The organism is Alienimonas chondri, assembly GCF_013036045.1.
GTDB classification, from domain to species: Bacteria; Planctomycetota; Planctomycetia; order Planctomycetales; family Planctomycetaceae; genus Alienimonas; species Alienimonas chondri.
On record NZ_WTPX01000020.1, the window covers coordinates 23,733 to 48,883 of the forward strand.

25 protein-coding genes are annotated in these 25,151 nt (G+C 68.1%); 14 read left to right on the top strand and 11 right to left on the bottom strand.

The window, feature by feature from the left end:
• Positions 1-37: 37 nt before the first annotated feature.
• The 3 genes from LzC2_RS04955 to LzC2_RS04965 are packed head-to-tail and all read left to right on the top strand — an operon-like array spanning position 38 to position 3,619.
• Entirely contained in the window at positions 38-1,999 is a 1,962-nt protein-coding gene (locus tag LzC2_RS04955; RefSeq protein ID WP_171184390.1) for a methyltransferase domain-containing protein, read from the top strand.
• A 38-nt stretch (positions 2,000-2,037) separates the two neighbouring features.
• Entirely contained in the window at positions 2,038-2,517 is a 480-nt protein-coding gene (locus tag LzC2_RS04960) for a cupin domain-containing protein (protein ID WP_171184392.1), read from the top strand.
• Between the two features lie 4 nt (positions 2,518-2,521).
• Complete coding sequence (locus LzC2_RS04965) at positions 2,522-3,619, top strand: hypothetical protein (protein WP_171184394.1); 1,098 nt, start codon at positions 2,522-2,524, stop codon at positions 3,617-3,619.
• 20 nt (positions 3,620-3,639) lie between these two features.
• On the opposite strand, the gene LzC2_RS04970 is transcribed toward LzC2_RS04965, so the two are convergent.
• From LzC2_RS04970 to LzC2_RS04980, 3 genes are read right to left on the bottom strand one after another with little or no spacing between them, the layout of a single operon-like run.
• Positions 3,640-4,113 (bottom strand): DUF6915 family protein, encoded by a 474-nt coding sequence (locus LzC2_RS04970; protein WP_206678560.1) that lies wholly within the window; start codon positions 4,111-4,113, stop codon positions 3,640-3,642.
• Positions 4,114-4,120: 7 nt separating this feature from the next.
• Positions 4,121-4,783, bottom strand: a complete 663-nt coding sequence (locus tag LzC2_RS04975; RefSeq protein ID WP_171184396.1) for a hypothetical protein — start codon at positions 4,781-4,783, stop codon at positions 4,121-4,123.
• A gap of 10 nt (positions 4,784-4,793) precedes the next feature.
• On the bottom strand, positions 4,794-5,324 hold the full coding sequence (locus LzC2_RS04980; RefSeq protein ID WP_171184398.1) for a hypothetical protein: 531 nt from the start codon (positions 5,322-5,324) through the stop codon (positions 4,794-4,796).
• Between the two features lie 83 nt (positions 5,325-5,407).
• On the opposite strand from LzC2_RS04980, the gene LzC2_RS04985 reads away from it, so the two are divergent.
• The 3 genes from LzC2_RS04985 to LzC2_RS04995 all read left to right on the top strand — a co-directional run bounded on the left by LzC2_RS04985 (position 5,408) and on the right by LzC2_RS04995 (position 8,114).
• A complete protein-coding gene (locus LzC2_RS04985) occupies positions 5,408-6,058 on the top strand; it encodes a flavin reductase family protein (RefSeq protein WP_171184400.1) in 651 nt (216 codons plus the stop codon).
• A gap of 151 nt (positions 6,059-6,209) precedes the next feature.
• Complete coding sequence (locus tag LzC2_RS04990; protein WP_171184402.1) at positions 6,210-7,736, top strand: sulfatase family protein; 1,527 nt, start codon at positions 6,210-6,212, stop codon at positions 7,734-7,736.
• Positions 7,737-7,826: 90 nt separating this feature from the next.
• Positions 7,827-8,114: a PLD nuclease N-terminal domain-containing protein gene (locus tag LzC2_RS04995; RefSeq protein ID WP_171184404.1), complete on the top strand. Its 288-nt coding sequence runs from the start codon at positions 7,827-7,829 to the stop codon at positions 8,112-8,114.
• Here LzC2_RS04995 and LzC2_RS22765 read toward each other — a convergent pair.
• From LzC2_RS22765 to LzC2_RS05015, 4 genes are all read right to left on the bottom strand, one after another.
• Complete coding sequence (locus LzC2_RS22765; RefSeq protein WP_171184406.1) at positions 8,111-8,860, bottom strand: phosphatase domain-containing protein; 750 nt, start codon at positions 8,858-8,860, stop codon at positions 8,111-8,113. The two genes, LzC2_RS04995 and LzC2_RS22765, sit on opposite strands and share 4 nt — an antisense overlap.
• 26 nt (positions 8,861-8,886) lie before the next feature.
• A complete protein-coding gene (locus LzC2_RS05005) occupies positions 8,887-9,918 on the bottom strand; it encodes a M28 family metallopeptidase (protein ID WP_171184408.1) in 1,032 nt (343 codons plus the stop codon).
• Positions 9,919-9,927: 9 nt separating this feature from the next.
• Entirely contained in the window at positions 9,928-10,416 is a 489-nt protein-coding gene (locus LzC2_RS05010) for a hypothetical protein (RefSeq protein WP_171184410.1), read from the bottom strand.
• Positions 10,417-10,602: 186 nt separating this feature from the next.
• On the bottom strand, positions 10,603-11,229 hold the full coding sequence (locus LzC2_RS05015) for a general stress protein (protein ID WP_171184412.1): 627 nt from the start codon (positions 11,227-11,229) through the stop codon (positions 10,603-10,605).
• 333 nt (positions 11,230-11,562) lie between these two features.
• On the opposite strand from LzC2_RS05015, the gene LzC2_RS05020 reads away from it, so the two are divergent.
• The gene (locus tag LzC2_RS05020) at positions 11,563-12,972 is read left to right on the top strand and encodes a DUF1501 domain-containing protein (RefSeq protein ID WP_171184414.1); all 1,410 of its coding nucleotides are present in this window, start codon (positions 11,563-11,565) and stop codon (positions 12,970-12,972) included.
• Positions 12,973-13,062: 90 nt separating this feature from the next.
• Here the strand turns inward: LzC2_RS05020 and LzC2_RS05025 are convergent, their stop codons facing one another.
• On the bottom strand, positions 13,063-14,412 hold the full coding sequence (locus LzC2_RS05025; protein ID WP_171184416.1) for an alpha/beta hydrolase family protein: 1,350 nt from the start codon (positions 14,410-14,412) through the stop codon (positions 13,063-13,065).
• 339 nt (positions 14,413-14,751) lie between these two features.
• Between LzC2_RS05025 and LzC2_RS05030 the strand changes: the two genes are divergently transcribed.
• Positions 14,752-16,158: a sigma-54-dependent transcriptional regulator gene (locus tag LzC2_RS05030; protein ID WP_171184418.1), complete on the top strand. Its 1,407-nt coding sequence runs from the start codon at positions 14,752-14,754 to the stop codon at positions 16,156-16,158.
• Positions 16,159-16,282: 124 nt separating this feature from the next.
• Positions 16,283-17,566 carry a Gfo/Idh/MocA family protein gene (locus LzC2_RS05035; protein WP_171184420.1) on the top strand — a complete coding sequence of 428 codons (1,284 nt, stop codon included), beginning with the start codon at positions 16,283-16,285 and terminating at the stop codon, positions 17,564-17,566.
• 23 nt (positions 17,567-17,589) lie between these two features.
• Here the strand turns inward: LzC2_RS05035 and LzC2_RS05040 are convergent, their stop codons facing one another.
• Together LzC2_RS05040 and LzC2_RS05045 are read right to left on the bottom strand one after the other, a co-directional pair.
• Positions 17,590-18,711, bottom strand: coding sequence for an alpha/beta hydrolase family protein (locus LzC2_RS05040; protein ID WP_206678561.1), 1,122 nt, complete (start codon positions 18,709-18,711; stop codon positions 17,590-17,592).
• A 10-nt stretch (positions 18,712-18,721) separates the two neighbouring features.
• Positions 18,722-19,753, bottom strand: a complete 1,032-nt coding sequence (locus LzC2_RS05045) for a cell division protein FtsQ/DivIB (RefSeq protein WP_171184422.1) — start codon at positions 19,751-19,753, stop codon at positions 18,722-18,724.
• A gap of 127 nt (positions 19,754-19,880) precedes the next feature.
• Here LzC2_RS05045 and LzC2_RS05050 point away from each other — a divergent pair, with 127 nt between their 5' ends.
• From LzC2_RS05050 to LzC2_RS05065, 4 genes are all read left to right on the top strand, one after another.
• The gene (locus tag LzC2_RS05050; RefSeq protein WP_171184424.1) at positions 19,881-20,306 is read left to right on the top strand and encodes a DUF1499 domain-containing protein; all 426 of its coding nucleotides are present in this window, start codon (positions 19,881-19,883) and stop codon (positions 20,304-20,306) included.
• Positions 20,299-21,021: a 7-cyano-7-deazaguanine synthase QueC gene (gene queC / locus LzC2_RS05055; protein ID WP_171184426.1), complete on the top strand. Its 723-nt coding sequence runs from the start codon at positions 20,299-20,301 to the stop codon at positions 21,019-21,021. Before LzC2_RS05050 ends, queC begins: the two co-directional genes overlap by 8 nt.
• Positions 21,018-21,734 (top strand): 7-carboxy-7-deazaguanine synthase QueE, encoded by a 717-nt coding sequence (locus LzC2_RS05060; protein WP_246254764.1) that lies wholly within the window; start codon positions 21,018-21,020, stop codon positions 21,732-21,734. Before queC ends, LzC2_RS05060 begins: the two co-directional genes overlap by 4 nt.
• 131 nt (positions 21,735-21,865) lie before the next feature.
• Positions 21,866-22,102, top strand: coding sequence for a YegP family protein (locus tag LzC2_RS05065; protein ID WP_171184429.1), 237 nt, complete (start codon positions 21,866-21,868; stop codon positions 22,100-22,102).
• Positions 22,103-22,130: 28 nt separating this feature from the next.
• On the opposite strand, the gene LzC2_RS05070 is transcribed toward LzC2_RS05065, so the two are convergent.
• Positions 22,131-23,591, bottom strand: coding sequence for a sulfatase family protein (locus tag LzC2_RS05070; protein ID WP_171184431.1), 1,461 nt, complete (start codon positions 23,589-23,591; stop codon positions 22,131-22,133).
• 116 nt (positions 23,592-23,707) lie between these two features.
• Between LzC2_RS05070 and LzC2_RS05075 the strand changes: the two genes are divergently transcribed.
• Positions 23,708-25,151 (top strand): DUF1549 domain-containing protein (locus tag LzC2_RS05075; protein ID WP_171184434.1); only part of this gene is annotated, 1,444 nt, incomplete at its 3' end.

The following is a 25,151-nucleotide window of genomic DNA, read 5'->3' on the forward strand; positions in this document are numbered from 1 at the left end:
CGGCCGTTCCCCCACAGACCGCTTTCCACGCCAATCGTTGTCCGCTGACCCGAATTCGTCTCTCACTGCTCAATCTCTCTCCGCTCAGCCCGCCGCCCCGAGTCGACGGACGCTGGGGCCGGTTCAGGATCTCGAACGACACCTGCCGGCCGAGTGGTGGCGAGGACTGTTCAATTCGTTGTATTTGAAGACGGACGGGGACGTCGTCGAGGACGCCGCGGCGACGGCCCGGGAGATCGACCTGCTGATCGACGCCGCCGGGCTCGAACCCGGTCAGCGAATCCTCGACCTGTGCTGCGGACAGGGCCGACACCTGATGGAACTGGGGCGGCGTGGCTTCACGCAACTGACGGGCGTGGATCGGTCGCGGTATCTGGTGCGGTTGGCCCGGCGGCGGGCGGCGGCGGCGGGGCTGGCCATCACGCTGCGCGAAGGAGACGCCCGCCGGTTTCGCCTCCCGGAGACCGGCTACGACCGCGTGATGCTGCTTGGCAACAGCTTCGGCTACTTCGAACAGGCTGACGACGACCGCGTCGTACTGGATCGCGTCCTGGCGGCGCTCGCCCCCGGCGGATCGCTGGCGATGGAATTGACCGACGGCCGGTGGCTCGCCGAAAACTTCGAGCCGCGCAGCTGGGAATGGATCGACGGGGATCACCTCGTCTGCCGGGAGCGGACGCTCTCCGCGGTCCGGGATCGGCTCATCTGCCGCGAGGTGGTCGTGCACGCCGAACGCGGGGTGATTGCGGACCAGTTCTACGCGGAGCGCCTTTATACCCCCGAGGCGATCGCCGCCCTGTTGCGGGACGCCGGGTTCGCCCGCGTGCGGCACCACGGGGCCGTCGAGGCGACCAGCGAGCGGGGCGACCTCGGCATGATGGCTCGGCGGTTGGTGCTCACCGCCGACGCGCCCCGCCGACCGGCCGCGCCGGCCGGGACGGTCCCGGCCGTCCGCGAGGTCACCGTCCTGATGGGCGACCCCCGCCTGCCGGACTCCGTTAAATTGGAGGGCGCCTTCAATCAGGAGGATCTGGATACGATTCAGAAGTTGAAGGACGCCCTCGGCGAGTTAAAGGGGTATTCGTTCACGTTTAAGAACGATCATTCGAAGCTGATCAGCGATCTGCAAAGCGATCCGCCGGAATTCGTCTTCAACCTGTGCGATGAAGGGTTCGAGAACGACGCCCTCAAGGAACTGCACGTCCCGGCGCTATTGGAGATACTGAACGTGCCTTATACGGGCGGTCCGCCGGCCTGCTTGGCGGTCTGCTACGACAAAGCGACGGTGCGGGCGGTGGCGGAGGATCTGGACGTCCCCGTACCGGCCCAGACGATCCTGGAATACGACGATCAGGCCGCCCACCTGCCGAGTACGTTCCCGGCGCTGTTGAAGCCGGCCCGCGGCGACGGGAGCATCGGCATCACCGCCGGCAGCGTGGTCAACACGCCGGACGAAATCCTGGTCGCCGCCGACCGCATCCGGCGGGAGTGGCCCGGCCGGGCGATCCTCGTTCAGGAATTTTTGACGGGCCCGGAATATACAGTGGGGGTGATCGGCAATCCCGGCGTGGGAGTCACCGTGCTGCCGGTGTTGGAGGTCGATTATTCCGACCTCCCGGAGGGCCTGCCGAAAATCCTGGGCTACGAATCGAAGTGGGATCCGGAGTCGCCGTACTGGACCGACCTCAAGTTTCGCGAGGCGGAGCTGCCGGAGCCGGTGCGACGGGCCATGGTGGACCACACGCTGAAACTGTTTAGTCGGCTGGACTGCCGCGACTACGCACGCATGGACTTCCGGTGCGGGGCGGACGGCGTTCCCCGGTTGCTGGAGGTCAATCCGAACCCCGGCTGGGTGTGGGACGGTAAGTTCAATCTCCAGGCGAGCCTGGCGGGCTACGACTACGCCGACTTACTCCGCATGATCCTGGAGGCGGCGTTCGATCGGCTCGAAGCCGACTTCGAGAAAGGCTCCGCCCCGCGGTCCTCGCCGTCCTCCTGATTCGTCGCCCACTCGTCCGCCAGACCGTACGCCCTCCCATGACCCCCGCCGATCTTGCCCCGCACCCCGAAGGCGGCCGATTCCGGGAGGTGTTCCGGTCGGCCCGCACGCTCCGCGGCGCCGGCCCCGCGGGCGGCGATCGGTCCGCCTGCACGCATATTTATTTTCACTTGGCCGCGGGAGAATCGAGCCGTTGGCATCGGGTGACCAGCGACGAGGTTTGGAACCTCTATCGCGGCGCCCTGCGGCTGTGGGTCTGGGACGAAGGCGAAGAGGACGGGCCAATCTCAATCGACCTGACGGCCGACGAGGGCCGGTTCTGCCACGTCGTGCCGGCAGGCGTCTGGCAGGCGGCGGAACCGTTGAGCGGGGAGACTCTCGTCGGCTGTACCGTCGCCCCGGGGTTCGACTTCGCGGACTTCACCATGCTGCACGAGGGCGATCCGGCCGCGGATCGCCTATCCATTTTGCACGCGGATCTCGCCCGCCTGCTCGCTCCTGCTGGATCGAAAGACTAACGCCATGCCGTTGAAAGGCTTATTCACGCAGTCCGCCGCCGTGTTGCTCGAACGGCCGGTGTCGCTGGACGCGGTCGCGGAACTATTGGGCGGCGAAGAGGCCGGAGTGCAGCGGGTGGAGGGCGATCCGCTGAGCGGGGACGACCCGGGCCTCGTGCGGCACCCGGCAGACACGTACGGGCCGCGACTGCTCGTGCCGTTCCCGCCCACGCACCCCAACGGCGAGATGCCCTCGGCGGACCGGGGCGTCGCGGCGGTGGATGTGGCGACAGTCCCCTGGCCGGACGACATGGGCGATCCCGAGGACGCGCTCGACGGCCGCATGGCTCTGTTCGCCGCGTGGGCCGGCGGGCAGTTCGGCCCGGGCGCGTTCCCGGACAATCTGGACAGTGCCGTCGAACAGGCGTGGCATTGGCCGGAGGCGAAAACGATCGTCCCCAGGCATCGGGCGTTCCTGCGGATCCTCACCACCTACGCCGTCGGCAGCGAGGCCGACGACCCGGCGCTGCCGGACGATTACAGCCCGCTGCACGAACTGACGTTCGCCACGTTCCTCGCCGATCGATTCCTCGATCTGCCGAGGGCGCTCGCCTACTTCAACCCGACCGGCTGCACCGTCTGGCCGAAGGACTCGTTTCGGGAGACGATCGCCTTCCATCAAACGCACCGCGTGCCGCCGTTGCCGCTCTGGGCGAACGTGCGGTTGATGAAAGCGGACGCCTTCTTGAAAGCCGAAGGCGTGGATGAGAGCGGATGGAGCGTGATGGACACCGTCGGCAACGGACAGCTCGATCTGCCGGACGTCGAACTGATCCTGCGTGAGGACCGCTGGGATCTGAACGACGCCGACGGCCTGCTGCGGAACCTCTCGCTGGAGTTGCTCGGCGGTTGGCCGGTGAAGACCGGCGACGTGGTCCCCGGCCCGGCGCCCGCCGATGCCAAGCCGGGCAGCGGACCGCCGAGCGTAGAGGTCCCGTGGCGAGTGACGGTCTGCGAAGACGGCGTCTCCGCCCCCCCGCGACCGACGATCCGCCTGATCGCCCAAGACGGCAGCGAACCCCCCGCGGAGTTACTCCGCGTCCGCCACCCCCGGCGAGGGTGAACGTCCCGGAGCCCCGACCGTCAGGGAGCGGGCCGCTCGTCCGCGACCGACGACTTCTTCGCCGTGCCGTTTGATGTTGGGGCGTCAGCGGTCGAACCTGAGAGAGCGGCCCCTCCCTGACGGTCGGGGCTCGGAACGGCGCCGTTCGTCACTGCCCGCGACGACGGGCGAAAGGGCGTTCGCAACATCCACGGCTGCATTTGCAGGTTCGTCAGCCAGTCGGCGACGGTGGGGATGCGGCCGAGGTCGTCTTTGACGTGCTGTTCGCCGATTAATCGCGTCGGCACCCGCTTGCCGTCGCTGTTGGTGAGGGTCACACCGAAGAGTTTTTCCGCGAGGAAAATCCCTTCGGAGTGATGCCGCAGCGCCCGATGCCGCAGGTCAGGCAGGTGGGCCTTCGACTCGTCGAACCAGCTATGCAGTTCGAGGTAGTCGTCGGCGACGCCCCCGAACAACCGGGCGCTGCGTTCGGCGTGGTGGAAGGGGTGGGCCATCGGCGGGTTAGTTCTCTCGTCCAAAGAGCCGCTGGAGCAATGCGACGAATGGGCTCCGCTGCCGTGGCGGGGGCGGCCGGTATCCGGGCGGGAACCGAGGGGGGAGGTCGCTACGCCAGATTTCCTCCGGCTTGTCCACGTCGCGGAGGTCCGTGAATCGACCGGTCGCGAGGTCCGCCTCGAACGCGCCGAACAGCAGGAACGGCCCGTTGCCCCAACCCGGATGCCCCAGATACCGGCCGGCGAGTTCCTCCGCGAATCCTTCTAAAGCGACCGCGGCGTGCTCGGTCGGCCCCCACAATTCCCCTTCGGTCGCCCAATCATCCGCAATCGCCTGCCCGGCGTCGGCAGCCGCGAGGCGGGCAATCAGCGTTTCGGGGGACAATTCCCCATCGCTCGTCAGCCCGGCCTCGAACCGAGCGAACCCCTCGTCGTTCCCGCCGTCGAAGGAGATCCGCGCGGCGTGCACGTCGATTCCTCGCAACCAGTCCAGCACGCGTCCCGGGTCGCCGGGGCGCTCGCGGGACAGCGTCGCCGGGTCGAACGCCGTCGCGGTCCGGCCGGGACCGTCCGGGCCGGCCGTTGGGTGATAGAGAAACGGGTCGCCTTCGATCACCCGATCCGGGTTCTCCGGCGGTTCGTCTGCTTCGAAGTTGCACCAGTAGGGCATGCGGGCGCCTCTACTCGTCGTAGGACTGATGGACGACCGCGTGTTCGTGCGGTTCGGCGTCCTTCAGGTCGGTCAGGGCGCCGGTGGCGAGATCCGCGGTGAAGGCGCCGAACATCTCGTACTCGCCGGTGCCGTAGCCCTCCATCAACAAGCTCACCGCCAACGCATGGGCGAGTTCATCGAGATCCCCGTCCCCCTTCGTCAATCGACCGGCGACGGTCGCCGCGTCGTCGGCGGTTCCGTCCGGGGCGAGGGCGGCGTCGAAGTGGGCGAATCCCTCGTCCCATCCGCCGTCGTATTGAATACGAACGTCCGAATAGCCCAACGATCGCAGCTTTGTCACAAGACCGGACATGTCGTCGCCCTCAAAATCGAGCGTCGCGGGGTCGAACGATTCGCCCTGCACGAGACCCTCGGGACCGTCGTAGTAATCGAAGCCCTTACCTGCGACCGTTTTATCCGGATCGACGGCGCCGGGCAGGTCTTCGGGGTCGCTGTCGTATTCTTCGGCGATTCCCGCGGGGACGTGCAGGTAGGGCATCGGTTTCGCTTTCGAGCGGCGTGGGGCGAACGATATGGGGCGAACGATGTGGCGGAAGAAACGCGACGCCCCACAATCCTCGCATGTCGTCCCCCGCACAACCCGCGACCGTTCCCTTCGATCTCCGCTCGCTGACCGCGGCGGAGGTGTACGCGCTGCTCACCCACGCCGTCGCCCCGCGGCCGGTGGCCTGGGTCAGCACGTTGTCGAAGGACGGCCGACCGAACCTCGCCCCGTATAGCTACTTCAACGTCGGCGGTCAGAACCCGCCCAGCGTCGTGTTCGCCCCCAATACGACCGGCGACGGCGGGGAAAAGGACACGCTGCGGAATATCCGCGAGACCGGCGAGTATGTCATTAACATCGCCTCCCGGGAGCAGGCCGCCGCGATGGCCGCCACCGCCGTCGATCTCCCGCATGGCAAAAGCGAGTGGGACGCCGTCGGACTCGAATCCGTTCCTTCTCAGTCCGTGACGCCGAGCCGCGTTCGCGGCTGCCCGTTCGCCCTGGAGTGCCGGCTGCATCAGATCGTGTCCCATGGCGAGGGACCGGGGGCGGCGAACTACGTCATCGGCGAAGTGACGGTCGCCCACGTCGATCGGTCGTTCTTGAACGCGGCGGGCGAGGCGACCTCGTTGGACAGCGCCGTCTGCGGCGGCGTGGGGCGGTTGGGCGGCGACTGGTACGTCGACGCCCGCGGCGAAGCGTTGTTTCAACTCGGTCGGCCGGACTGATCGGTCGGCCGGACTGAACCGTCTTCAAAGTGAAGCGGGAGCGGTTGGGCGGATCGGGGCGGCTCCGGGGAACGGGCGTCCCGCGACCGTTTGCACCGCGGGGCGGGGGTTCGCACACTCATTTGCCCCGCCTGATGTTTGAGGTTCGCCGATGTCCCGCACGTTGTTCGCCGCCGCTTTGCTCCTCGGCGCCGCCTCGGCGGCGACGGCCCAAGATCGCCCGAATATTCTGTTCGTGATCGCGGACGACTGGGGCTGGCCGCATGCCGGCGCCTACGGCACGGATTGGGTGAACACGCCGAACTTCGACCGCGTCGCGGAGCAGGGGGCGTTGTTCAAGAACGCCTTCACCAGCAACCCCAAGTGCAGCCCCTGCCGGGCTTCGATCCTCACCGGCCGGAACAGCTGGCAGACCGGCGAAGCGATCAATCACTTCGGCGTGTTCCCGAACACCTGGCCGGTTTACCCGGACCTGTTAGAAGCCGGCGGTTATAAGATCGGCTACACCGGCAAGGGCTGGGGGCCGGGCGATTACGAAGCCGGCGGATTCACGCGGAATCCCGCCGGCCCGGCGTATCAGAAGGTGCGGACCAAGCCGCCGGCCAAGGCGATGTCCTCCATCGACTACGCCGGCAACTTCGCCGCCTTCCTGGACGAACGGGAGACGGAAGCCGGCGGAAACGCCCCCAAGCCGTTCCACTTCTGGCTCGGCACGCAGGAACCGCACCGGGCCTACGAACTTGGCAGCGGCGTCGCCGCGGGCAAAAGCCCCGCCCGGGTCGACGTGCCCTCATTCTACCCGGACACCCGCGAGATCCGCGAAGACCTGCTCGATTACGCCGTCGAAGTGGAGTACGTCGACAGCCACCTCGGCCGGGCCCTCGAACTGTTGGAGGCGAAGGGCGAATTGGCGAACACGGTCGTCGTCGTCACCAGCGACCACGGCATGCCGTTCCCCCGCGTGAAGGGACAAATCTATGAATGGGGCTTCCACGTGCCCCTCGCGGTGATGGGACCGGGCGTCGCGGCGGGCGACGGGCTGGCGGACGGCCCGCGAACCGTCGATGACTTTATCAACGTGCGGGACTTCGCCCCGACCTTCTTGGAACTGGCGAATCTGCCGCGGCCGGAGTCCTTCACCGGCCAAAGCATGCTGGATCTATTGACCGCCTCCGAGGGCGGCAAGCTGCGAGAGGGACCGGACGAGATGCTGGTCGGCAAGGAGCGCCACGACGTCGGTCGCCCCGACGACGTGGGTTACCCCGTGCGGGCGATCCGCACGCCGGAATATCTCTATATCCGCAACTTCACGCCGGAACGCTGGCCCGCGGGGAACCCGGAAACCGGCTATCGCAACGTGGACGATTCGCCGACCAAGTCCGCTCTCACGAAGCAGTTCAATAATTATTACGCCCTCTCCTTCGGAAAGCGGCCTGCCGAGGAGCTGTATCAGCTCCCGCTGGACCGCGACAACATGCGGAATCTCGCCGAGGACGCCGCCCACCGGGGCGCCAAAACCCGGCTGAGAAATCGCATGTACGAACTGCTCGAAGCGGAGGGCGATCCGCGAATGACCGGCCGGGCGTGGGTCTTCGACGATTACCGCTACACCGGCCGCGCCACCCACGGCTGGGAGGCGTTCCAAGAGCATTCCGAGATGGAATCCCAGTCGGATTGAGCCGCTGTTCCCGTCGGCGGTGATCCGCCGCCGACATCTGATCGTTCTGATCTTCACCCCACCCCCGTTCCCTCTCACGAAGTCGACACCATGAGTCTCGCACCTCTGCTGTCCGTCCCGGCTCTCGTCCCCATGCTCGCCCAAGTTGAGCAGGAAATCGGCGTCGGGGGCGCCGTCGGCGGGGGCCTCTGTTTCCTGCTGATCATCGCGTTCGCCATTCTGAGCCTCGTGGCCTTCGTCTGGGCGATCGTCGATATCGCCAAACGAGAGGATTTGGACGGGACGATGAAGCTCGTCTGGATCCTCGTCGTCCTCTTCACCGGCGTGCTGGGCGCCGTGATTTATTACTTCGTCGGTCGCAGCCCGAAAGTGGGTTAGCTAGAGAGCCTCTTGGTCGAAGGGAAGTCCGTCCGCAGATCGGCGAACGCCTCCAACGTCGCCCGTTGGCGGGGGAGCAGGCGGACGTCGGGGCGGGCGGCGGTTACCGCGTCGACGGCGTCGGCCGCGGTCGTCGCCCGGCCATGACTCAGCAGCCACGCCGCGGCGATCAGTCCGGTTCGCCCGCGGCCGTTGGCGCAGTGCACCAGCGCCGGCGGCCCGCCGGGCGGGGGCAGCACCGAGACGAGTTCCCCCAACGCCGCCGCGTCCGGCGCGGCGGCGTCGAGAATCGGTCTGCATTGATAACCCGGCCGTCTGGAAACCGCCCGCGGGTCGCGGAACTCCGCGGTCAGGTCGAGGATTACTGCCTCTTCGTCACTCTTCATCTCGCTGGGGAACTCGCCCGGCATCGGGCGCCGGCTGAGAAAGAGGTTTTCTTCAAGGCGGTCCCAAGCGCCGCCGCCTCCGCCGAGCCGCCGGTGGGCGTGCCACGCGGCGAGGGCGAAAAGCGTGTACGGGGCGAAGAACGCCGCGGCGACGGGATTCCGTGACCCATCCGACCGCTTTCCGAACCAACCTGGGCGCCCGGCGAGATAGATCGTCGCCACCCCCGCGAACGCCGCGGCCGGCCACAGCAGCGCCCACCACAGGCCGCCGCGGGTCGCATGCAGACCGCACGCCGCCGCCGCCCCGCCGAACGCCAGCGGATAGAGGAATCGGCGGGCCGGATCGACGTGCGTCTTCACCCTCAAGCCTGTTTCCGAACCGGGGGTTATTCGCCGTCGACCGCCGGCTGCACGCCCGCCGCGAGGGCGACCAGCTCCAGCGCCGCGGACGCGGCCCGAGCGTGATAGTCCGCGTCCACGACCGACGGCAGATCGTCGGCGTTGTGATAGAACGGTTCCGTGTCGGCGCCGTCATACAGACCCACCGCGGCGTATCCGGCTTTCTCAAACGGCAAATAGTCGGTGCCGTAGAGCTTCCCGCGGCTCACGCCGAGGCCGTAGCGATAGACGATCTGCTCCAATCGATCGCCCCACTCCCGGGAAGCGGCGTCGTTGGCCGGGGTCGAGAGTCCCTGGTCCGATTCGACGTAAATGCTGCGCCGTGCGCCGACGGCGTCCGGGGCGGCGGTGATCGCGGGGAAGTTCGGTTCCGGGGCGTCGCCCTCGGGACCGGGCGGCGAGGAATGGCCGACCATGTCGAGATTCATCATTAAAACGACGTTCGTTCCGGCCGCTTCGAGTTTCTCCGCGTAGGCTTTGGCGCCGATTAAACCCTGCTCCTCTCCGCTGAACAGCACGAACCGCACGGTGCGGGCGGTCGGGACGGAGGCGAGGCGGCGGGCGACCTCCAGCACGGCGACGGTCCCGGTGCCGTTGTCGTCCGCCCCGGGGGCGGGACCGCGGGCGTCGTCGTCGTCTTTGTTCCGAGAATCGAAGTGCGCCCCGAGCAGCACGATTTCCTCCGGCTTCGACGTGCCTCGCTTCGTCGCGACCACGTTGAACCGGGTGGTGCGGGCGACGGGGAATTCCTCCAGCGTCACGTCTTCGTAGCCTATCTCGCGGAACCGGTCCCGGAGGGCGCGGGCGACGTCCACGTTCTGGGCGCTGAGGGTGTGCCGCGTCGGGAACGACGTGAGCCACCTGAGATCCGCGGCGAGCCGCTCCGGCGAGGCGATCGGCGCCTTCGGCACGCTGGAGGTCGCGACGATCGGCGGCGGCTCCGACTGAGCGGAGGCGGGGGGGAGAACCGTGGTCGCACAGGGCAACACGAAGGCGAACGGCAGCAGGCGGCGGATCATGCCGGCAGTCTAGCGTTGGGCTCTGGGAGAGTAGGGATCGTCAGGCTTCGGTTCGTTCGCCTCGAACGCGGCCCGGACGGTCGGTCGACTCAACACTACGATCGTGAACACGCCGACCAGCGTCCCGAACGGCACGTTCAAACATTCGATCGCCGCGACGACCAGGCAAAACGTGCGTCCCCGCAGTCGGTGCAGGTTCCGCCCGGCCAGCGTCTGAGCGATCACGATGGCGAGGTTCAACAGGACCGCGACGGCCCCGACCACCGCCACGAGCCAGAAGACGCCTTGCTCGCCCGCCCCCGCACCGGCGAACGTCAGGACCGCGGCGACCCAGGCGCCGCCCGCGCAGATGCCCAAGGCCGTCATCCCCGCGGACACGTAGTGCAGGATCGAGAGAATCCGCAGATGTTCGCGGTCTTCCCTGGTCAGAGAACCCGAACGCTCCTCGACGCTCGATATAGACCGCGTCGCTCTCGACGAGGCATCGAAATCGTTCATTCCACGGCGGGGCGCGTTCGGGGGGATGAATCGGAGACGCCCATCGCGGGCAGGCGGATCACGGCAAGCGACCGTGGAGCGTGGCGGCGGGCGCCTCAAAACAAAACCGTCCCGGCCGCGCGAGGCGGCCGGGACGGCGGGTTCTCATCGGGCCGACGTTCGGTCGATCCCGAACGGGAGCGGGGTTCACCGCGGGTTCGTGGAACGCAGGTTCTCGGCGGTAATTTCCTCGCGGGTCACCGTGCGGCCGTCGGCGGTCAGCCGCTCCGAGGCGGTCGGATTGCTGGCGAAATAGGTGTCGCGGCGGTGGTAGTCGTAGGCGTTGGTTCCGTCGAGGATGCGATGGGCCTCCTCCCAGCGATCCGTGCCGCACTTCACGGTGACGATCGTGCGGCCGCTTTCAAACTCGCTGTGGTAGTAGTTCGCTTCTTCCTCCGGGATGCCCCAGCCAACCAAAGCGCCGATCAGGCCGCCTGCGGCCGCGGTTCCCGCGGCGCTGGCGGCGACGGCAGCGAGCGCACCGCCCGCGATCACCGGGCCGACCGCCGGCAGCGCTCCGGCGACGATGCCCAAGCCCCACAGCGCCCCGGCGCCCAAGCCGGTCGCGGCCCCGGCGACGGCGCCCTCCTCGGCCATCGTTTCTTCGTTCTGCTCCGCGAAGGTGCCTTCCTGATCACGGGACGCGACGCCGATCTGATCATCGGAAAAGCCGGCCGCTTTCAGATCGCGGACAGCTTTCTGCGCTTCGGCGTGCGAATGAAAGACTCCGACCACGGTTTCGCGGGCGGTGCGGGTGGGGGTGGCGGTCGTCATGGTTGTTCTTTGCTGAGCGGACATTGATTGACCAAGCCAAGCGCTCGCCGCATGGGAGTGAAGCGTTTGCCTGACGAGGGATGAGGGTGCAGCCGGTATGCCAAATCGCGGAAACCGGCCTGACCGTCGGTTGATCCGGGGGATCGCCCGATAACCCCTTGCAGGAAGGGGTTCCGCATCGGTCGACTCGCGGTCGGATTGGTCGTCTGGCAGGCAGGGAGCGGACGGCGCCGGAAGGCATGACCTCCGCATGAGCGCCGCGGGTTCGCGTTGCCGGTCGGCGGTTGGGGTACACTGCGGGGGCCCCGCAGCCCTTTCCCCCGCCGCCCGTCGATGCACCCGCTCGCCGCCCGGACTCGTCGTCACTTCTTCCACGACTGCGGCGTCGGCCTCGCGCCGATCGCCGCTGGGATGCTGGCCGGGGCGAACCGCTCCGCGACGGCCGGTCCCTCGGTCACGCAGTTGGCGGCGACCGCCAAGCGGGTGATCTATCTGTTTCAGGCTGGGGCGCCGAGCCAGTTGGAGTTATTCGACAACAAACCGGAACTCGCCAAGCGGGCCGGCAAGCCGATGCCGAAGTCCGTCACGGACGGCCTGCGGCTCGCATTTATCCAACCGGACGCCGCGGTCCTCGGTCCGCAGTTCGAATTCGCCCGCCACGGCGAGAGCGGCGCTGAGATCTCCTCCGCCCTACCGCACCTTCACAAAGTCGCCGACGACATCGCCGTCGTGCGGACGGTGCACACGGACCAGTTCAATCACGCCCCCGCCCAGCTGTTGATGAACACCGGGCACAACCTGCCCGGACGGCCGAGCTTGGGGTCGTGGCTCAGCTACGGACTCGGCAGCGAAGCGGACGATCTGCCGGCGTTCGTGGTGCTCTCCAGCGGGGGAAACCTCTCCGGCGGGGCGGCGATGTGGGGGAACGGCGCCTTGCCGGGGTCTCATCAGGGCGTGCCCTTCCGCAGTTCCGGCGACCCGATTCTCCACGTCGCCCGGCCGCCGGGCGTCGATCGGCGGGCGCAGCGGGAGAGCCTCGACCTCATCCGCGACCTCAACGTCCGTCATCAGGAGCAGGTCGGCGATCCGGAGATCGACGTGCGAATCGACGCCTACGAAATGGCGTTTCGTATGCAATCCGCCGCCCCGGAGCTCACCGACTACTCCGGCGAAACTACCGAGACGTTGGAGCTCTACGGCGCCGACCCGAACGACGGGAAGAAACAATTCGCGAACAATTGCCTGCTCGCTCGTCGGTTGGCGGAGCGGGGCGTGCGGTGCATTCAGGTCTATCACGAAGGCTGGGATCACCACAGCAACGTGAAGGGCGGGGTGGAGACCCAGGCGAAGAACGTCGATCAGGCCAGCGCCGCGTTGGTGGCCGATTTGAAACGACGCGGCCTGTTGGAGGACACGCTGGTAATCTGGGGCGGGGAGTTCGGCCGCACGCCGATGGTGGAGACCAGCGCCGCGTTGGGCCGCGTCGCCGGCCGCGATCATCACCCCGGGTGCAGTTCGATCTGGCTGGCCGGCGGCGGGATCAAACCGGGGCTCACCTACGGAGAGACGGACGACCTCGGGTTCTCGATCGTCAAAGACCCGGTCGGGGTGCACGATCTGCACGCCACGCTGCTGCACTGCCTGGGCATCGACCACGAACGCCTCGCGGTGAACGTCGGCGGATTGGACGTCCGCCTGACCGGCGTGGAGCCGGCGAAGGTCGTCCACGGGCTGTTGGCGTAGATCTCGGCAGCCCGAGGCGCAAGCCGAGGTTGAGCGACATGAACCATGTCACACGGCCTCGGTTTGTGAAACGGGCTGCCGAACCGAGCGTTAGTCGGACGGCTCGGACTGGAGGCCGACCGTGTTGACGGCCCGCACGCGATAGCCGGCGGCGTCCCGCGGGGCGTCTTTCAATTGATACTCCATCCGCCGCAGCGGTTGGAGCGGCGTATCGCTGTACTGAAGGCCTTGGAACAGCGGTCTCCCGAACGGGTTCTTCGGCGCCTCCGGGATCTGTGCGACGGCCTCGCCGTCCCGCTCGATGACGAAGTACGCCACGCCGCTTTGGAGGTCGGCGTCGGCGTCCCAACGGAGCACGTTCTCCTCGATCCGAACGTTCGTCGGGGCCGGCGGCGGGGTGGAATCGGCGACGGACGCGTCGGCTGTATAAGTCATCCACGCGCGGGCGATCGCTTCGTTCGGAAGCCAGTTTGCCGCCAGCGGGTTTCCCTCATAATCCCCGGCCGGGGAGGCGACCGCTCCCCGGACCTCCGCGAGCCAGACGCGATCAAGCGGCATCGGGCGGAGCGGGGCGCCGGATTCCTCCGGAAGTCGGGCGGACAGGCAGGCGTCGAACCAAGGGATCGCGAGATACCGCTGGTTACCGCATTCGTGGGCGGTGAGCGGGTCGATCGCGGTCGCGATCAATCCGCCGGACCCGCGGACCTGCTCGAAGAAGGCGCGATTCGCCGGCCAGACTCGCGAAAAACGCCCATCCGTCACCGTCACGCCCTCTTTCGTTCCGAGATTGCACATCACGGGGACCGCCAACGCCGCTCCCGGCAGGTCGAAGGGGACCGCCTCCGGCCGATTGGGGTCGGCTTCAAACGACGGCACGCCCGATCGCAGCCACGCCGCCGCGACCCTCTCCGGGTGCATCAGCGTCATGCCGCCCGCCCAAACGCCCCCCCCGCTGTGGCCCCACAGCGCCCAGGGGACGTGTGCCAGTTCCGGATGTCCCGAGGACTGACCGAGATCCCGCAGCGCCTTGAGGAACGCCTCGGACGAACCGTTCCGAGGGTCGCACCACTTGCGGCACTCCGCCTGTTCCGGCTGCTCGTACGCCGGCGCCAGCAACGCACAGCCGTGCTGCCGAGCCAAAGCCTGCCAGTGCAGGTCGAACGCCCCCGTCAGTCCCGATTTGCAGGAGCCGGTTCCGCACCCATGTTGATGCACCACGACGCCGCGGAGGGTCTCGACTCCCGAGGGGACCCAGAGGGTGTAACGGACGGGGAAGGCCAGACCGCCCGGCTCCGACGACGCTTCATACCGGACGCGATAGATCGGCGGTTCGACGTCCGGGACCACGTCGTACGGCGCCTCCTGAGCGGACGCCTCGGGACCGAACGCGAGCACGGTCAAGACGACGACGGCGAGAGCGGCGACGGAACGAGCTTTCATCAGCAGTCCTACGGGATCGGTCGACAGGAGAGGCGGTCCAGCGTACCGCGGCGTCCTTCCGACAAACCATCCGGCGAACGTTCGCTGCGAGCGGCCGCCGGGGCCGCGGTGCGAAGCGGGTGGAGGCGACGAAGCCGCGGGGCGACGTGGTGTCCGCACGCTCGAACCCCGTCTTGAGGGAAATCGGCTCCGATCGGTGACTTTTCTCAACGCCCGGGCGCCGGCGCGTTGCGAGCGGACATCGGCGACCTAGGTTCGTTCGGCCCCCAACCTTCTCGCTGAAGTTCCGCGAGACGTGCGATCGGGGGCGCGAACCCGCCCCGTTGAATAGCCCGGCAAATGCCCCAGACTCCCGATCCGACCGGCTCCGTGCTGGTGGTGGAAGACGACGACGCCATCCGTGAAGGCATGGCCGATTTGCTCCGCGATCGCGGACATAAAGCCGACGTCGCCGCGGACCTCGCCGCCGCCAAAAGCCGGCTCAAAGATTCCAAGTTCGACGCGATCGTCTGCGACGTCTGCCTGCCGGACGGCGACGGGTTCGGACTCCTGGAATATACTCGTGAGCATCACCCGGACGTCGCCGTCCTACTGCTGACCGGCTACGGCACGATCGAGAGCGCCGTCGAGGCGATTCAGGAGGGCGCCGCGGATTATCTCACCAAGCCGTTGATCCACGAGGAGCTGCTGCTGTCGCTGCGGAAGGCGCTCGCCTCCCGCAAGATGGTCGCGGAGAATAAGAGCCTTAAAGCCCAGCTCAACGAGCGGCACGGCCTCGGCCGGATCGTGGGCCGGGATTATCGCATGCAGCGGATGTTCGAGCTGATCGAATCCGTGGCGGACACCCGCACCACCGTCTTGATTCTCGGCGAGAGCGGCACCGGCAAAACGATGACCGCTCGGGCCTTGCACGCCGCCGGCAGCCGCAGCGGCGGGCCGTTCGTCGAGGTCGCCTGCGGAGCGTTGCCGGAGAACCTGCTCGAGAGCGAACTGTTCGGCCATGTGAAGGGCGCCTTCACCGGGGCCACGAACGATAAAGAGGGCAAATTCTTAATGGCGAACGGCGGGACGCTGTTCCTCGACGAGATCGCCACCGCCAGCCCCCGGCTTCAGGTCAAGCTGCTGCGGGCCTTGCAGGATAAGGAGTTCGAGCCGGTCGGCGGCACGAAGACGCACAAGGTCGACGTGCGGCTGGTGCTCGCCACGAACGCCGACTTGGAAAAGCTCGTCGCTGCGGGGGAGTTCCGCGAGGACCTCTATTATCGCATCAACGTCATCACCCTCACCCAGCCGGCGCTGCGGGAACGGATCGGCGATATCCCGCTGCTCGCCGAACATTATCTGAAGGTGTTTCGGGAGCAGACCGGCAAGCACGTCACCGCGATCGAGCCGGACGCGATGCGGTTGATGCAGCGGCATGCCTGGCCGGGCAACGTGCGCGAATTGGTGAACGTGGTCGAGCGGGCCGTCGTCCTGACTCGCGGCGAGACGATCGCCGTCGCCGATCTGCCCGAGAGCCTGAAGCGGGACGACCCCGCCCATCGCCCGCACGCCGCGGTCGCCGGCGGTTTGAAGAAGGCGATGGCCCCCGCGGAGCGGGACATCATCCTCGAAGCCCTGCACGCCCACGGTTGGAACCGGCAGGACACCAGCGCCACGCTGGGGATCAACCGCACGACGCTTTACAAGAAGATGAAGCGCTACGGCATCAGCTACGAAGGCGAGATGGCTCGCGCGATGGCTTGACTCGGGACGCCGCGTGTTGCAGGGCGCTGCGCCCGGTCGAATGAATCGGCCGATCCGATTGCGTACGGCGCCGCTCGCCGGTAACTTTTAATAGTCGTCAATGTCGTTTCTTCAGGGGTCGTTCATGTCCGCAAGCCGTCGTTCGTTTCTTGGCGCCGCCTCCGCGGGAGCGGCCCTGGCCGTGGGTTTGTCGAACTCAGCCCGTGCGGCCCGGCGGGACGACGAACGTGACGACGGCGTTCTCCGCATCGCCCTGATCGGCTGCGGCGGGCAGGGGCGTCACAACTTGGCGCGGATGTTCGATGCCGCCAAGAGCGACGACGTCCCGGCCGTGCGGGCCATCGCCGTGTGCGACGCGGATGCGGACCGCGCCGCCAGCGGCGTCGAACTGGCGAACTCCTTGAACGGCGGCGAGGGCTGTCGTTCTTTCCCCGACACCGCCGCGCTCATCGAAGCGGTCGGTGCGGACCTCGACGCCGTCATCGTCGCCACGCCGGACCATCAGCACGCCCCGGTCTCGGTTGCCGTCGCGGACGCCGGCTTGGCGGTCTACTGCGAGAAGCCGTTGGCGAACAGCGTTGCAGAGTGCGACGCGATCCTCGCCGCTGCCACGCGGAACAATGTGTTGCTCCAGGTCGGTAGCCATGAACGCAGCAACCCGCTGGTTCGACGGGCCTGCGAATTGGTGCGGAGCGGGGCGGTGGGCGAATTGAAGGAGATCGTCCTGCAGATGCCCACGGAGCAATCGCACCACCGGGCCGTCGCCGCCACGACCGCGGCGGCCCCGACCGTTCCGCCGCCCGCTTCGCTGGACTATGCGATGTGGCTGGGCGACACGCACGCGGTCGATCCCGGCCCGGCGACCTGGCCGGATATGAAATCGGTCGATCCGCAACTCCCTGGCTGGATGCCGCAGACCGGACCGCATTTCTGGTGGCGGTTCGTCAGCGCGTTCGGCGCCGGCGAGGTCACCGATCGCGGCGCTCACATCCTGGACATCGCCCAACTCGCCACCGGCCGCGACGACGCTCTTGAATGGAAGCCGACGTCCGTCACCGGGACCGGCGGCGACCGCCCCGGCGCCTTCTTCGACTCCCCGATGAAGTACGACTTCCGGGTGACGTTCCCCAGCGGCCCGGACTACGTCGGCACCACCGAAGGCGAACGCGGCCTGCGATTCGTGGGCGAGAAGGGCGAACTATTCGTCGCCGTCCATGGCGGCAAGACGACCGCTGAACCCGCTTCCCTGTTGGAGTGCGAAACCGACGTGGATCTCGGCCGGACCGCCTCCCATCACGCGAACTTCCTGCGTTCGCTGACCGGCGAGGAAACGCTGTTCGCCCCCGCCCAAGCCGGTCATCGGACCGCCGTGTTGTGTCACCAGATCAACGACGCCCTCCGGGCCTAAGCGGCCTGCCGGGGATGCGTCGTTCAACGCCCTTCGGCGAGGGCGTCGACGCTCAGGGCGATCTCGCATGTGGGGCCGTCGTCCGCGACGATCTCCTGCGCGATCGCCTCGTTGGCGGGCGCCAGCACGTCGAAGTGATCGGCGCCGGGGACGATGAACGTGTGCACCAACGGGTTGTCCGTCGCCTCAGCCAGTTCGGTGATTGAACTCGCGTTGCCGAGTTCGCCTTCGATCAGGAACAGCGGGGTTCGGACGTCGTTCAGCCAATAGCCGGGCGAGCGGACGATTGCTTCGTCGGCGGCGTCCTGGGGGACGTGATAGATGTAGGAGCCGCCGTAGTCGCGAATATCGGCGACCGGTCCGAAGGCGAACGTCGCCCGGAAGCGATCGGAACGCTCCGTGACCAGCGCCGCCAGCGTGCCGCCGGTGCTGTGCCCGCCGAGGTAGATGCGGTCTGCGTCGATCCCCGGCTGTCGGGCGAGGTATTCCGCGGCGGCGAGGATGTCTTCGACTTCGCCAAGAAATCCTTCCCGCTGGCCGGGATTCGCGTTTCCGCCGCGGAGCGAGGGAAACATCATCACGATGCCGGCGTCGCGGAGGGCGGACGCGGCCTGATCGTTCTCCCGCTCCTGCGGCCCCCAGACCGGCCCGATCGTGTTGCTGTCCCCGCCGGTGATCCACACGATCGCCGGGCGTTTTTCTCCCGGGTCGATCGTGCCGTCGGCGACCTCCGCGGTCAGGTACGCCGGCAGCTCGCCGACCGGGGCGGGATAGCTCACCAATGCGAACTCCGAACCCGGCGGCGGTTCGGGCGGCGGTCCCGCCGACGGTTGCGGCGGGCCGAGTGTGGAGGCGTGGGCGGCGACGGCGGCCCGCAGCGATCCGGTTCGCTCGGCGACCTTCGCGGCCTGTTCCTGCCGCAGACGGGCCTCCGCCTCGACTTGTTGGTAAGCCGCGAGCATCAGCCCGCCGCAGCACAGAATGCACAGCACTAGCCCGCCGCCCGACAGGCCGAGGATCCACCAGCCGACCTGTGAGTTCGATTTCTTCCGCGGTCGCTGCGGCGATGAATCGCGTGGTCGTGACGCCTGCCGCCCGGAGGGGGCGGAGCGAGGGCGACGCGGAGGGAGGGAGCGATCCGACATGCGGTTCAGCCTACCGGCGAGGCGTTGGCTCCCGCATCGCCGCGCGGAGCGGAAGGTGATAGACGCCGTCCCAAGCGGTCAGATCCGCCCACTCCGGGCCGCGGGTGCGTTCCCCGGCCAGCACGCCGGCTAGGTCGCGGGTCAGCCGCAGGCGTTTCGTGTCCGTCGCCAGCGCTCCCGGGTGCGACGTGCCCGGCGGGCGGCCCCACAGAATCCGCGAGCCGGCCCGGGTGACCAGTTCAAACCGCGGATCGCCGACTTCCTGATCGTCGTCCGCGACGGGGGTCTGACGGACGCGCTCCCAGAACCGCCCGGCGCTGGCGTCCAACGGGCGAACGGCGGCGAGATCCAACCGGGGCCAGTCGCTCGCCAGCGCCGCGCAGACCGCCGCGGCGCCGGTCACCGCGGGATCAGGCCAGACCGTGCCGGCGGGGCCGGGCGTGGATTCGATCCCCGCGATCCGCGGCAGGGCATCGGCGGCGGGGCGGGTGAAGTCCGAGGGCGGCAGCAGCACGCCCGCGGCATCGATCGGGTACAGCCCGTCGCCCGCGGCGACCGCGGCGATCGGCGTGCGATAGCGGAGTTCCACCACCGCCGCCGCGGGCGAAAGCACCTCGACACGCTCCACCCCCGCCACCCACGGGTGCTTCGCGAAGCCGTCGGCCAACCGCCCGGCGAGGCCGTCCTCCAGCACGCTGACCGGCTCCTCGCCCAACACCGTTGGCACGAGGTTTGTCGGCACGACGATCGGCGGCGGCGGCTCCAACCGCACCCGGTCCGCGGTGAGCCGGTATTCGTCCCGGCTCGACAGGTCCGGCAGATGTTTCGCCGTGAACGGGACCAGCGCCGCGCACAGCGGGATCAGGCCCAGCATCAGCAGCCGGTGCGGCGTGAAGAACCAGCCCATCGCTCGCCGCACGCGGGACGGCCCGTGGGGCGATCCGTGCGAAGCGTCGGGCGAATTCCGGCGGGGAGACGGCTCTTCGTCGGCGGGTCGAGCGACTTTCGGCACGGGCGGGGCGGGGCGGGGGGAGCGAGCCACGATCGTTCTTTCGTCCCCCCGCCGGCGTCGGGCTTCGCCGAGACCCCCGCCCCCGCAGAACCGGACCGTCCCGCGATCCGGTCTCGCTCGGCCTTGATTCCCCCCGTGTGCTAGTCACCCTTTGTTCGTGATCTGGTCGCTGCTCTCGTCCGCCGTCCCGGATATCTCCTCCCGTGACTCGGGCGACCCGCTGCCGGTCTGCCCGGATACGCCGAACTGCGTCTGCAGCGAGGACGGCACGCCGGAGGATCGCCGGATCGATCCGTTTCCCATCCACGGCGACCGGCCGGCCGCGTGGGGGGCGTTGAAAGCGGCGATCGCCGATCTCGGCGGCGACTTGCAGTCCGATGACGGAGCCGTGCTGCACGCGGTCTTCAAGACGCCGGTTCTGCGGTTCCCGGACGACCTGTTCGCCCGTCTGGACGGGGAGGCCGGCGTGCTGCACGTTCGCAGTTCCAGCCGCGTCGGGCGGAGCGATCTGGGTGCGAACGGCCGTCGGATGGAAAAGCTCCGCACCGCCTATCTCAAGCAAGCCGGGGCGAACGATGACTAACGCATCGCCCGCGGTCGTGCTGCTCTCGGGCGGGCTGGACAGCGCCACGGCGCTGGCCTGCTGCGTTCGAGACGGGTTCGCGCCGCACGCCCTGTCGTTCGATTACGGCCAGCGGCACCGGGAGGAACTGGAGGCCGCCCGTCGCGTCGCCCAGGCAGGCGGCGTGGTGCGGCATGAGGTCGTCGATCTGAACCTCTCCGCGTTCGGCGGGTCCGCCCTGCTGTCCGGCGACGGCAGCGCCGATCTCATCGTGCCCAAGGATCGCGGAGAGGCCGCCATGGCCGCGGAGATTCCGATCACCTACGTCCCCGCCCGCAACACGGTGTTCCTGTCGGTGGCGCTGGGGTGGGCGGAGGTTCTCGGGGCCAGGGATATCTATGTGGGGGTCAACGCCGTCGATTACTCCGGCTACCCGGACTGCCGACCGGAGTTCCTGCGGGCCTTCGAAACGCTGGCGAACCTCGCCACGAAGGCTGGCGTCGAAGCGGGGGCGGAAGGGGAGGGGCGGTTCTCCGTGCACGCGCCGCTGATCGATCTCACGAAAGCCGAGATCATCGCTTTGGGACTGTCGCTGAACGTCGATTACGGCCTCACCCATAGCTGCTACGACCCGGTGCAGGGCGACGCCTGCGGGCGGTGCGATAGCTGCCGACTGAGGCTGGCCGGGTTTGAAGCCGCGGGCGCGAGCGACCCCGTCCGGTACGCGGACCGATGAACGCCCTGGCGACCGTCAACGTGGCCGCGGCGCCGTCGCTGCGGCTTTCGGAGGTGTTCCGCAGCATCCAGGGCGAGGGGGAACTCGCGGGGACGGATAGCGTGTTCGTCCGCACCGTCGGCTGCAATTTGCGGTGCCGGTGGTGCGATACGCCGTACACCTCCCACCGGCCCGAACGGGGCGAGCGCGTGACGGTGGACGGCTTGCTCGACCGGATCCTGGAGGAAGACTGTGCCCACGTCGTGCTGACGGGGGGCGAACCGTTGCTCGCGCCCGGCGTCGTGCCGCTGACCGAGGCGCTGCGGGAACGCGGCCGACACGTCACGATCGAAACCGCCGGAACCGTGTTTCGGCCGGTGGCGGCGGACCTCGTTTCGCTCTCGCCGAAGCTCTCCAACAGCACGCCGGACGGTCGATGGTCGGTCCGGCACGAAGCGACTCGCGACGCCCCCGCCGTCGTCGCTCGTTTGCTGAGCGAATACGACTATCAATTGAAGTTCGTAGTCGAGGGCGAGGCCGATCTGCCGGAGATCGAAGCCTGGCTCGTTCGTCATGGCGGCGACCCGCTGCGCACGTTTTTGATGCCTCAGGCTCGCACCGCGGAGGAGTATCGGCGTCTCGCCCCGCGGGTCCGCCGTTTGGCGGAGGGACGCGGTTTCCGTTTCGGACCGCGGTTGCACGTCGCCCGTTGGGGGGACCGGCGAGGGGTCTGACCGGCGCCGTCGTCCATCTCCGGTCGCCGAACTCCGGTCCGACGGCGTTTGACAGGGGAGCGGAAACGGGGTGAGGTCCCATTCGCGTCATTCGTCGCGTCTCCGCTTCACACAAGCCCCCTAACGCTCTGATGCCCGGCAAGTTCGAGGTCTACACCGACAAAAGCGGCGAGTTCCGCTGGCGGCTCAAGGCGACCAATGGCATCACGATCGCCAGCAGCGGCGAGGGCTATAAAGCGAAGCGCGACTGCCTGAAGGGGATCGCCAGCGTGCAGAAGAACGCCCCGGAATCCCCGATTCTCGAGCTGGACTCCGCGGAGAACCGCACGCCCGTCACCGCCCCCAAGCCGAAGGCGGCCAAGAAGTAAACCGGAAGCCGGGCGTGCGAGCCGCGAGTTATTCTTTCGGCAATCGGGCGATCGTGACGTCTTCGCCGGCGACCATCGCATCGCGATGGGCGGCGGCGAGGGCGCTCAGGCGTTCGATCACCTCCGGCCGCTCCGCGGCGAGGTCGAACCGCTCTTCCGGGTCTTCATCGAGGTGATAAAGCAGCGGCGTCTCTCGCACGATCCGTTTGTTGGGGACGCCGTACCCGGTTCCGTATTCGCCGTCCGTGATGAAGTGAGCCTTCCACGGCCCGCTGCGCACGGCGTACAGCTTGCCCTGGCGCCAATAGAACTGCTCCGTCCGCGGGCTCTCCCCCTCGGGCAGTTCGCCGGTGAGGGCCGGGGAAAGGTCGACGCCGTCCAGCGTGACGCCCTCCGGCAATTCTGCCCCGGCGAGGGAGGCGAAGGTCGGCAGGAAGTCCAGCGTGCTGCCCAATCCCCGCTGCACGACGTTTGCCGGCACCGTGCCGGGCTGACAGCAGATCGTCGGCACCCGTACGCCGCCTTCGAACGTTCCCCCTTTGCCGCCCCGCAGCGGACCGGCCGATCCGCCGGTCTGATGAAACGTCAGCCAGGGGCCGTTGTCGCTGGTGAACCAAATCTGCGTGTCTTCCTCGATCCCGGCCTCGCGGACCGCGTTCACCACGGCGCCGACGGAGCGGTCGATTTCCGTGATCACGTCGCCGTATAGACCGCGGGGGCTTTGGCCGTTGACCTCATCCGGCACGAACAGCGGGATGTGCGGCATATTGTGGGCGAGGTAGAGGAAGAACGGCCCCTCTTGATTGGCCTCGATAAACTTCACCGCTTCTTCGCCGTAGCGGCGGGTGATCGTTTTCTGATCGGCGGGCCGCTCCAGCGTTTCGACTTCGCCCTTCGCCGTCGACTTCAACAGCGGCACGTTGAAGTTCGCCGTGTCCCAATTTCGCCAGTCGCGGGTATTGCCGGCGATGCGATCCATATCATTGCTGTACGGGATGCCGTAATAGAGGTCGAATCCTTGAGCCGTCGGCAGATACTCCGGCAGATGACCGAGGTGCCATTTGCCGACGCAGGCCGTGGCATAGCCCTTCGTTTTGAGCACTTCGGCGATGGTCACTTCGCTTTGCGGGAGGCCGCGGGCGGAGTCCTGAAACAGCACCCGCCGGCTGCCCTGCTGGTCGCTCTGCATCGTGCCGCTGCGGACGGGGATGCGGCCGGTGAGCAGTCCGGCGCGGCTCGGCGTGCAGACCGGCGCGGCACAGTAAAACTGCGTCCATCGCATGCCTCGCTGGGCGAGGTCGTCCAGGTGCGGCGTGGCGATCGTCGGGTGACCGAAGCAGGCCAGATCGCCCCAGCCCAGATCGTCACAGAAGATCACCACGACGTTGGGCGGCCGATCCTGCTGAGCGTTCGTCGCTTCGCCGTCGCCGTTAGGCGGCGCGCCTCCGGGACCGACGGCGAGCAGGGCGGACAGCAGCGGAACGAGCATCGGCGAAACCTGGTGCGAAAGCGGGGCGAACCGGTCGAGGGTAACGGGCGATCGATGCGTCGCCTACAATCGCCGGGCCGACCCCATCGCTTCGACTGCTTCGACTCCGGCCGCCCATGCCCGCTCCGCTGCTGCTCGCCGCCGTGCTGCTCGTCGCCGGCCCGGAAAACGCCCCCGGCGCTTCTCCGCAGGCCGCCGCGAGCTTCAATCGGGAGGTTCGCCCGCTGCTGGCCAAACGGTGTTTCGCCTGTCACGGCCCGGATGAGGAAGCGAACGAGAGCGGCCTGCGACTGGACTTGGCCGGACACGACGCCGGCGGCGAAATCCTCGCCCGGATTGTGACGGACGATGAATACACCCGGATGCCCCCGCCGGAGAGCGGCCCGCCGCTGAGCGACGCGGAGGTCGGCACGTTGCGGGCGTGGGTCGAATCCGGCGCCGAGTACGAACCGCATTGGGCGTTCGTCCCGCCGGAGCGACCGGACGTGCCGACTGAGCCTTCATCGGACGCGAGAGAGGGCGTCGAGCCGCCCCGCAATCCGATCGACGCGTTCGTCGATGCGAAGCTCGCCCCGAACGGGCTGGAACGCTCCGCGGTCGCGGATCGGCGCACGCTGGCGCGGCGGGTCGCGCTGGATCTCACAGGCGTCCCGCCCACCCCGGAGGAGGCCGACGCCTTCGTCGCCGACGTCGCCCCGGGCGCGTACGAGCGGTACGTCGATCGGCTCCTCGCCTCGCCCCGCTACGGCGAACGCTGGGCGCGGCCGTGGCTGGATCTGGCCCGCTATTCGGACACCAACGGCTACGAGAAGGACCGCGAGCGTCCGATCTGGCCCTATCGCGACTGGGTCGTCCGGGCGCTGAACGACAACCTGCCCTACGACGAGTTCAGCATCCTGCAGATCGCCGGCGACCTGCTGCCGGGCGCCGGGATCGACGGGCAGATCGCCGCGGGCTTCCATCGCAACACGATGCTGAATGAGGAGGGCGGCATCGATCCGCTGCAATTCCGGCACGAAGCGGTGGTCGATCGCGTCGGCGTGACCGGCGTCGTCTGGCTGGGCCTCTCGACGGAGTGCGCCCAGTGTCACACGCATAAATACGACCCGATTACGCACACGGATTACTACCGTCTGTTCGCGCTGCTGAACAACGCGGACAACCTCACCGTGACGTTGCCGGACCCGCTCGTGGATGCGGAGCGCGACCGCATCACGGCGGAGGCCGACGCCCTCGAAGCGAAGCTGCCGGACGATTATCCCAGCGGGGTCGAGGAGTTCGCCAAGGCGTTTGAAGCGTGGACGAAGCTGCAGACCGCCGGCGCCATGCACTGGACGATCGCTGAGCCGACCGCCGCAACCTCCAACTCCCCGCGATTGGAAGTCCTGGAGGACGGTTCGATCTTCTCGACCGGCGACATCACGAAACGCGATCTGTTCGATCTGACCTTCGATCTGGACGCAATGGATTTGCCGGGGCCGATCACCGGGGTGCGGATCGAGGCGCTGCCGGACGAACGCTTACCGGCCGGCGGACCGGGGCGGGTGTTCTACGAGGGGC

What these genes read in the sequence shown, in the direction of transcription:
- LzC2_RS05070 (WP_171184431.1), bottom strand. Translation starts at nt 23,591, where the DNA reads ATGCTCGTTCCGCTGCTGTCCGCCCTGCTCGCCGTCGGTCCCGGAGGC.
- LzC2_RS04980 (WP_171184398.1), bottom strand. Translation starts at nt 5,324, where the DNA reads ATGCCCTACCTGCACGTCCCCGCGGGAATCGCCGAAGAATACGACAGC.
- LzC2_RS05015 (WP_171184412.1), bottom strand. Translation starts at nt 11,229, where the DNA reads ATGACGACCGCCACCCCCACCCGCACCGCCCGCGAAACCGTGGTCGGA.
- LzC2_RS04970 (WP_206678560.1), bottom strand. Translation starts at nt 4,113, where the DNA reads ATGGCCCACCCCTTCCACCACGCCGAACGCAGCGCCCGGTTGTTCGGG.
- LzC2_RS04965 (WP_171184394.1), top strand. Translation starts at nt 2,522, where the DNA reads ATGCCGTTGAAAGGCTTATTCACGCAGTCCGCCGCCGTGTTGCTCGAA.
- queC (WP_171184426.1), top strand. Translation starts at nt 20,299, where the DNA reads ATGACTAACGCATCGCCCGCGGTCGTGCTGCTCTCGGGCGGGCTGGAC.
- LzC2_RS04975 (WP_171184396.1), bottom strand. Translation starts at nt 4,783, where the DNA reads ATGCCCTACTGGTGCAACTTCGAAGCAGACGAACCGCCGGAGAACCCG.
- LzC2_RS04960 (WP_171184392.1), top strand. Translation starts at nt 2,038, where the DNA reads ATGACCCCCGCCGATCTTGCCCCGCACCCCGAAGGCGGCCGATTCCGG.
- LzC2_RS04985 (WP_171184400.1), top strand. Translation starts at nt 5,408, where the DNA reads ATGTCGTCCCCCGCACAACCCGCGACCGTTCCCTTCGATCTCCGCTCG.
- LzC2_RS05020 (WP_171184414.1), top strand. Translation starts at nt 11,563, where the DNA reads ATGCACCCGCTCGCCGCCCGGACTCGTCGTCACTTCTTCCACGACTGC.
- LzC2_RS05005 (WP_171184408.1), bottom strand. Translation starts at nt 9,918, where the DNA reads ATGATCCGCCGCCTGCTGCCGTTCGCCTTCGTGTTGCCCTGTGCGACC.
- LzC2_RS05010 (WP_171184410.1), bottom strand. Translation starts at nt 10,416, where the DNA reads ATGAACGATTTCGATGCCTCGTCGAGAGCGACGCGGTCTATATCGAGC.
- LzC2_RS05065 (WP_171184429.1), top strand. Translation starts at nt 21,866, where the DNA reads ATGCCCGGCAAGTTCGAGGTCTACACCGACAAAAGCGGCGAGTTCCGC.
- LzC2_RS05040 (WP_206678561.1), bottom strand. Translation starts at nt 18,711, where the DNA reads ATGTCGGATCGCTCCCTCCCTCCGCGTCGCCCTCGCTCCGCCCCCTCC.
- LzC2_RS04990 (WP_171184402.1), top strand. Translation starts at nt 6,210, where the DNA reads ATGTCCCGCACGTTGTTCGCCGCCGCTTTGCTCCTCGGCGCCGCCTCG.
- LzC2_RS04995 (WP_171184404.1), top strand. Translation starts at nt 7,827, where the DNA reads ATGAGTCTCGCACCTCTGCTGTCCGTCCCGGCTCTCGTCCCCATGCTC.
- LzC2_RS05025 (WP_171184416.1), bottom strand. Translation starts at nt 14,412, where the DNA reads ATGAAAGCTCGTTCCGTCGCCGCTCTCGCCGTCGTCGTCTTGACCGTG.
- LzC2_RS05060 (WP_246254764.1), top strand. Translation starts at nt 21,018, where the DNA reads ATGAACGCCCTGGCGACCGTCAACGTGGCCGCGGCGCCGTCGCTGCGG.
- LzC2_RS05030 (WP_171184418.1), top strand. Translation starts at nt 14,752, where the DNA reads ATGCCCCAGACTCCCGATCCGACCGGCTCCGTGCTGGTGGTGGAAGAC.
- LzC2_RS05035 (WP_171184420.1), top strand. Translation starts at nt 16,283, where the DNA reads ATGTCCGCAAGCCGTCGTTCGTTTCTTGGCGCCGCCTCCGCGGGAGCG.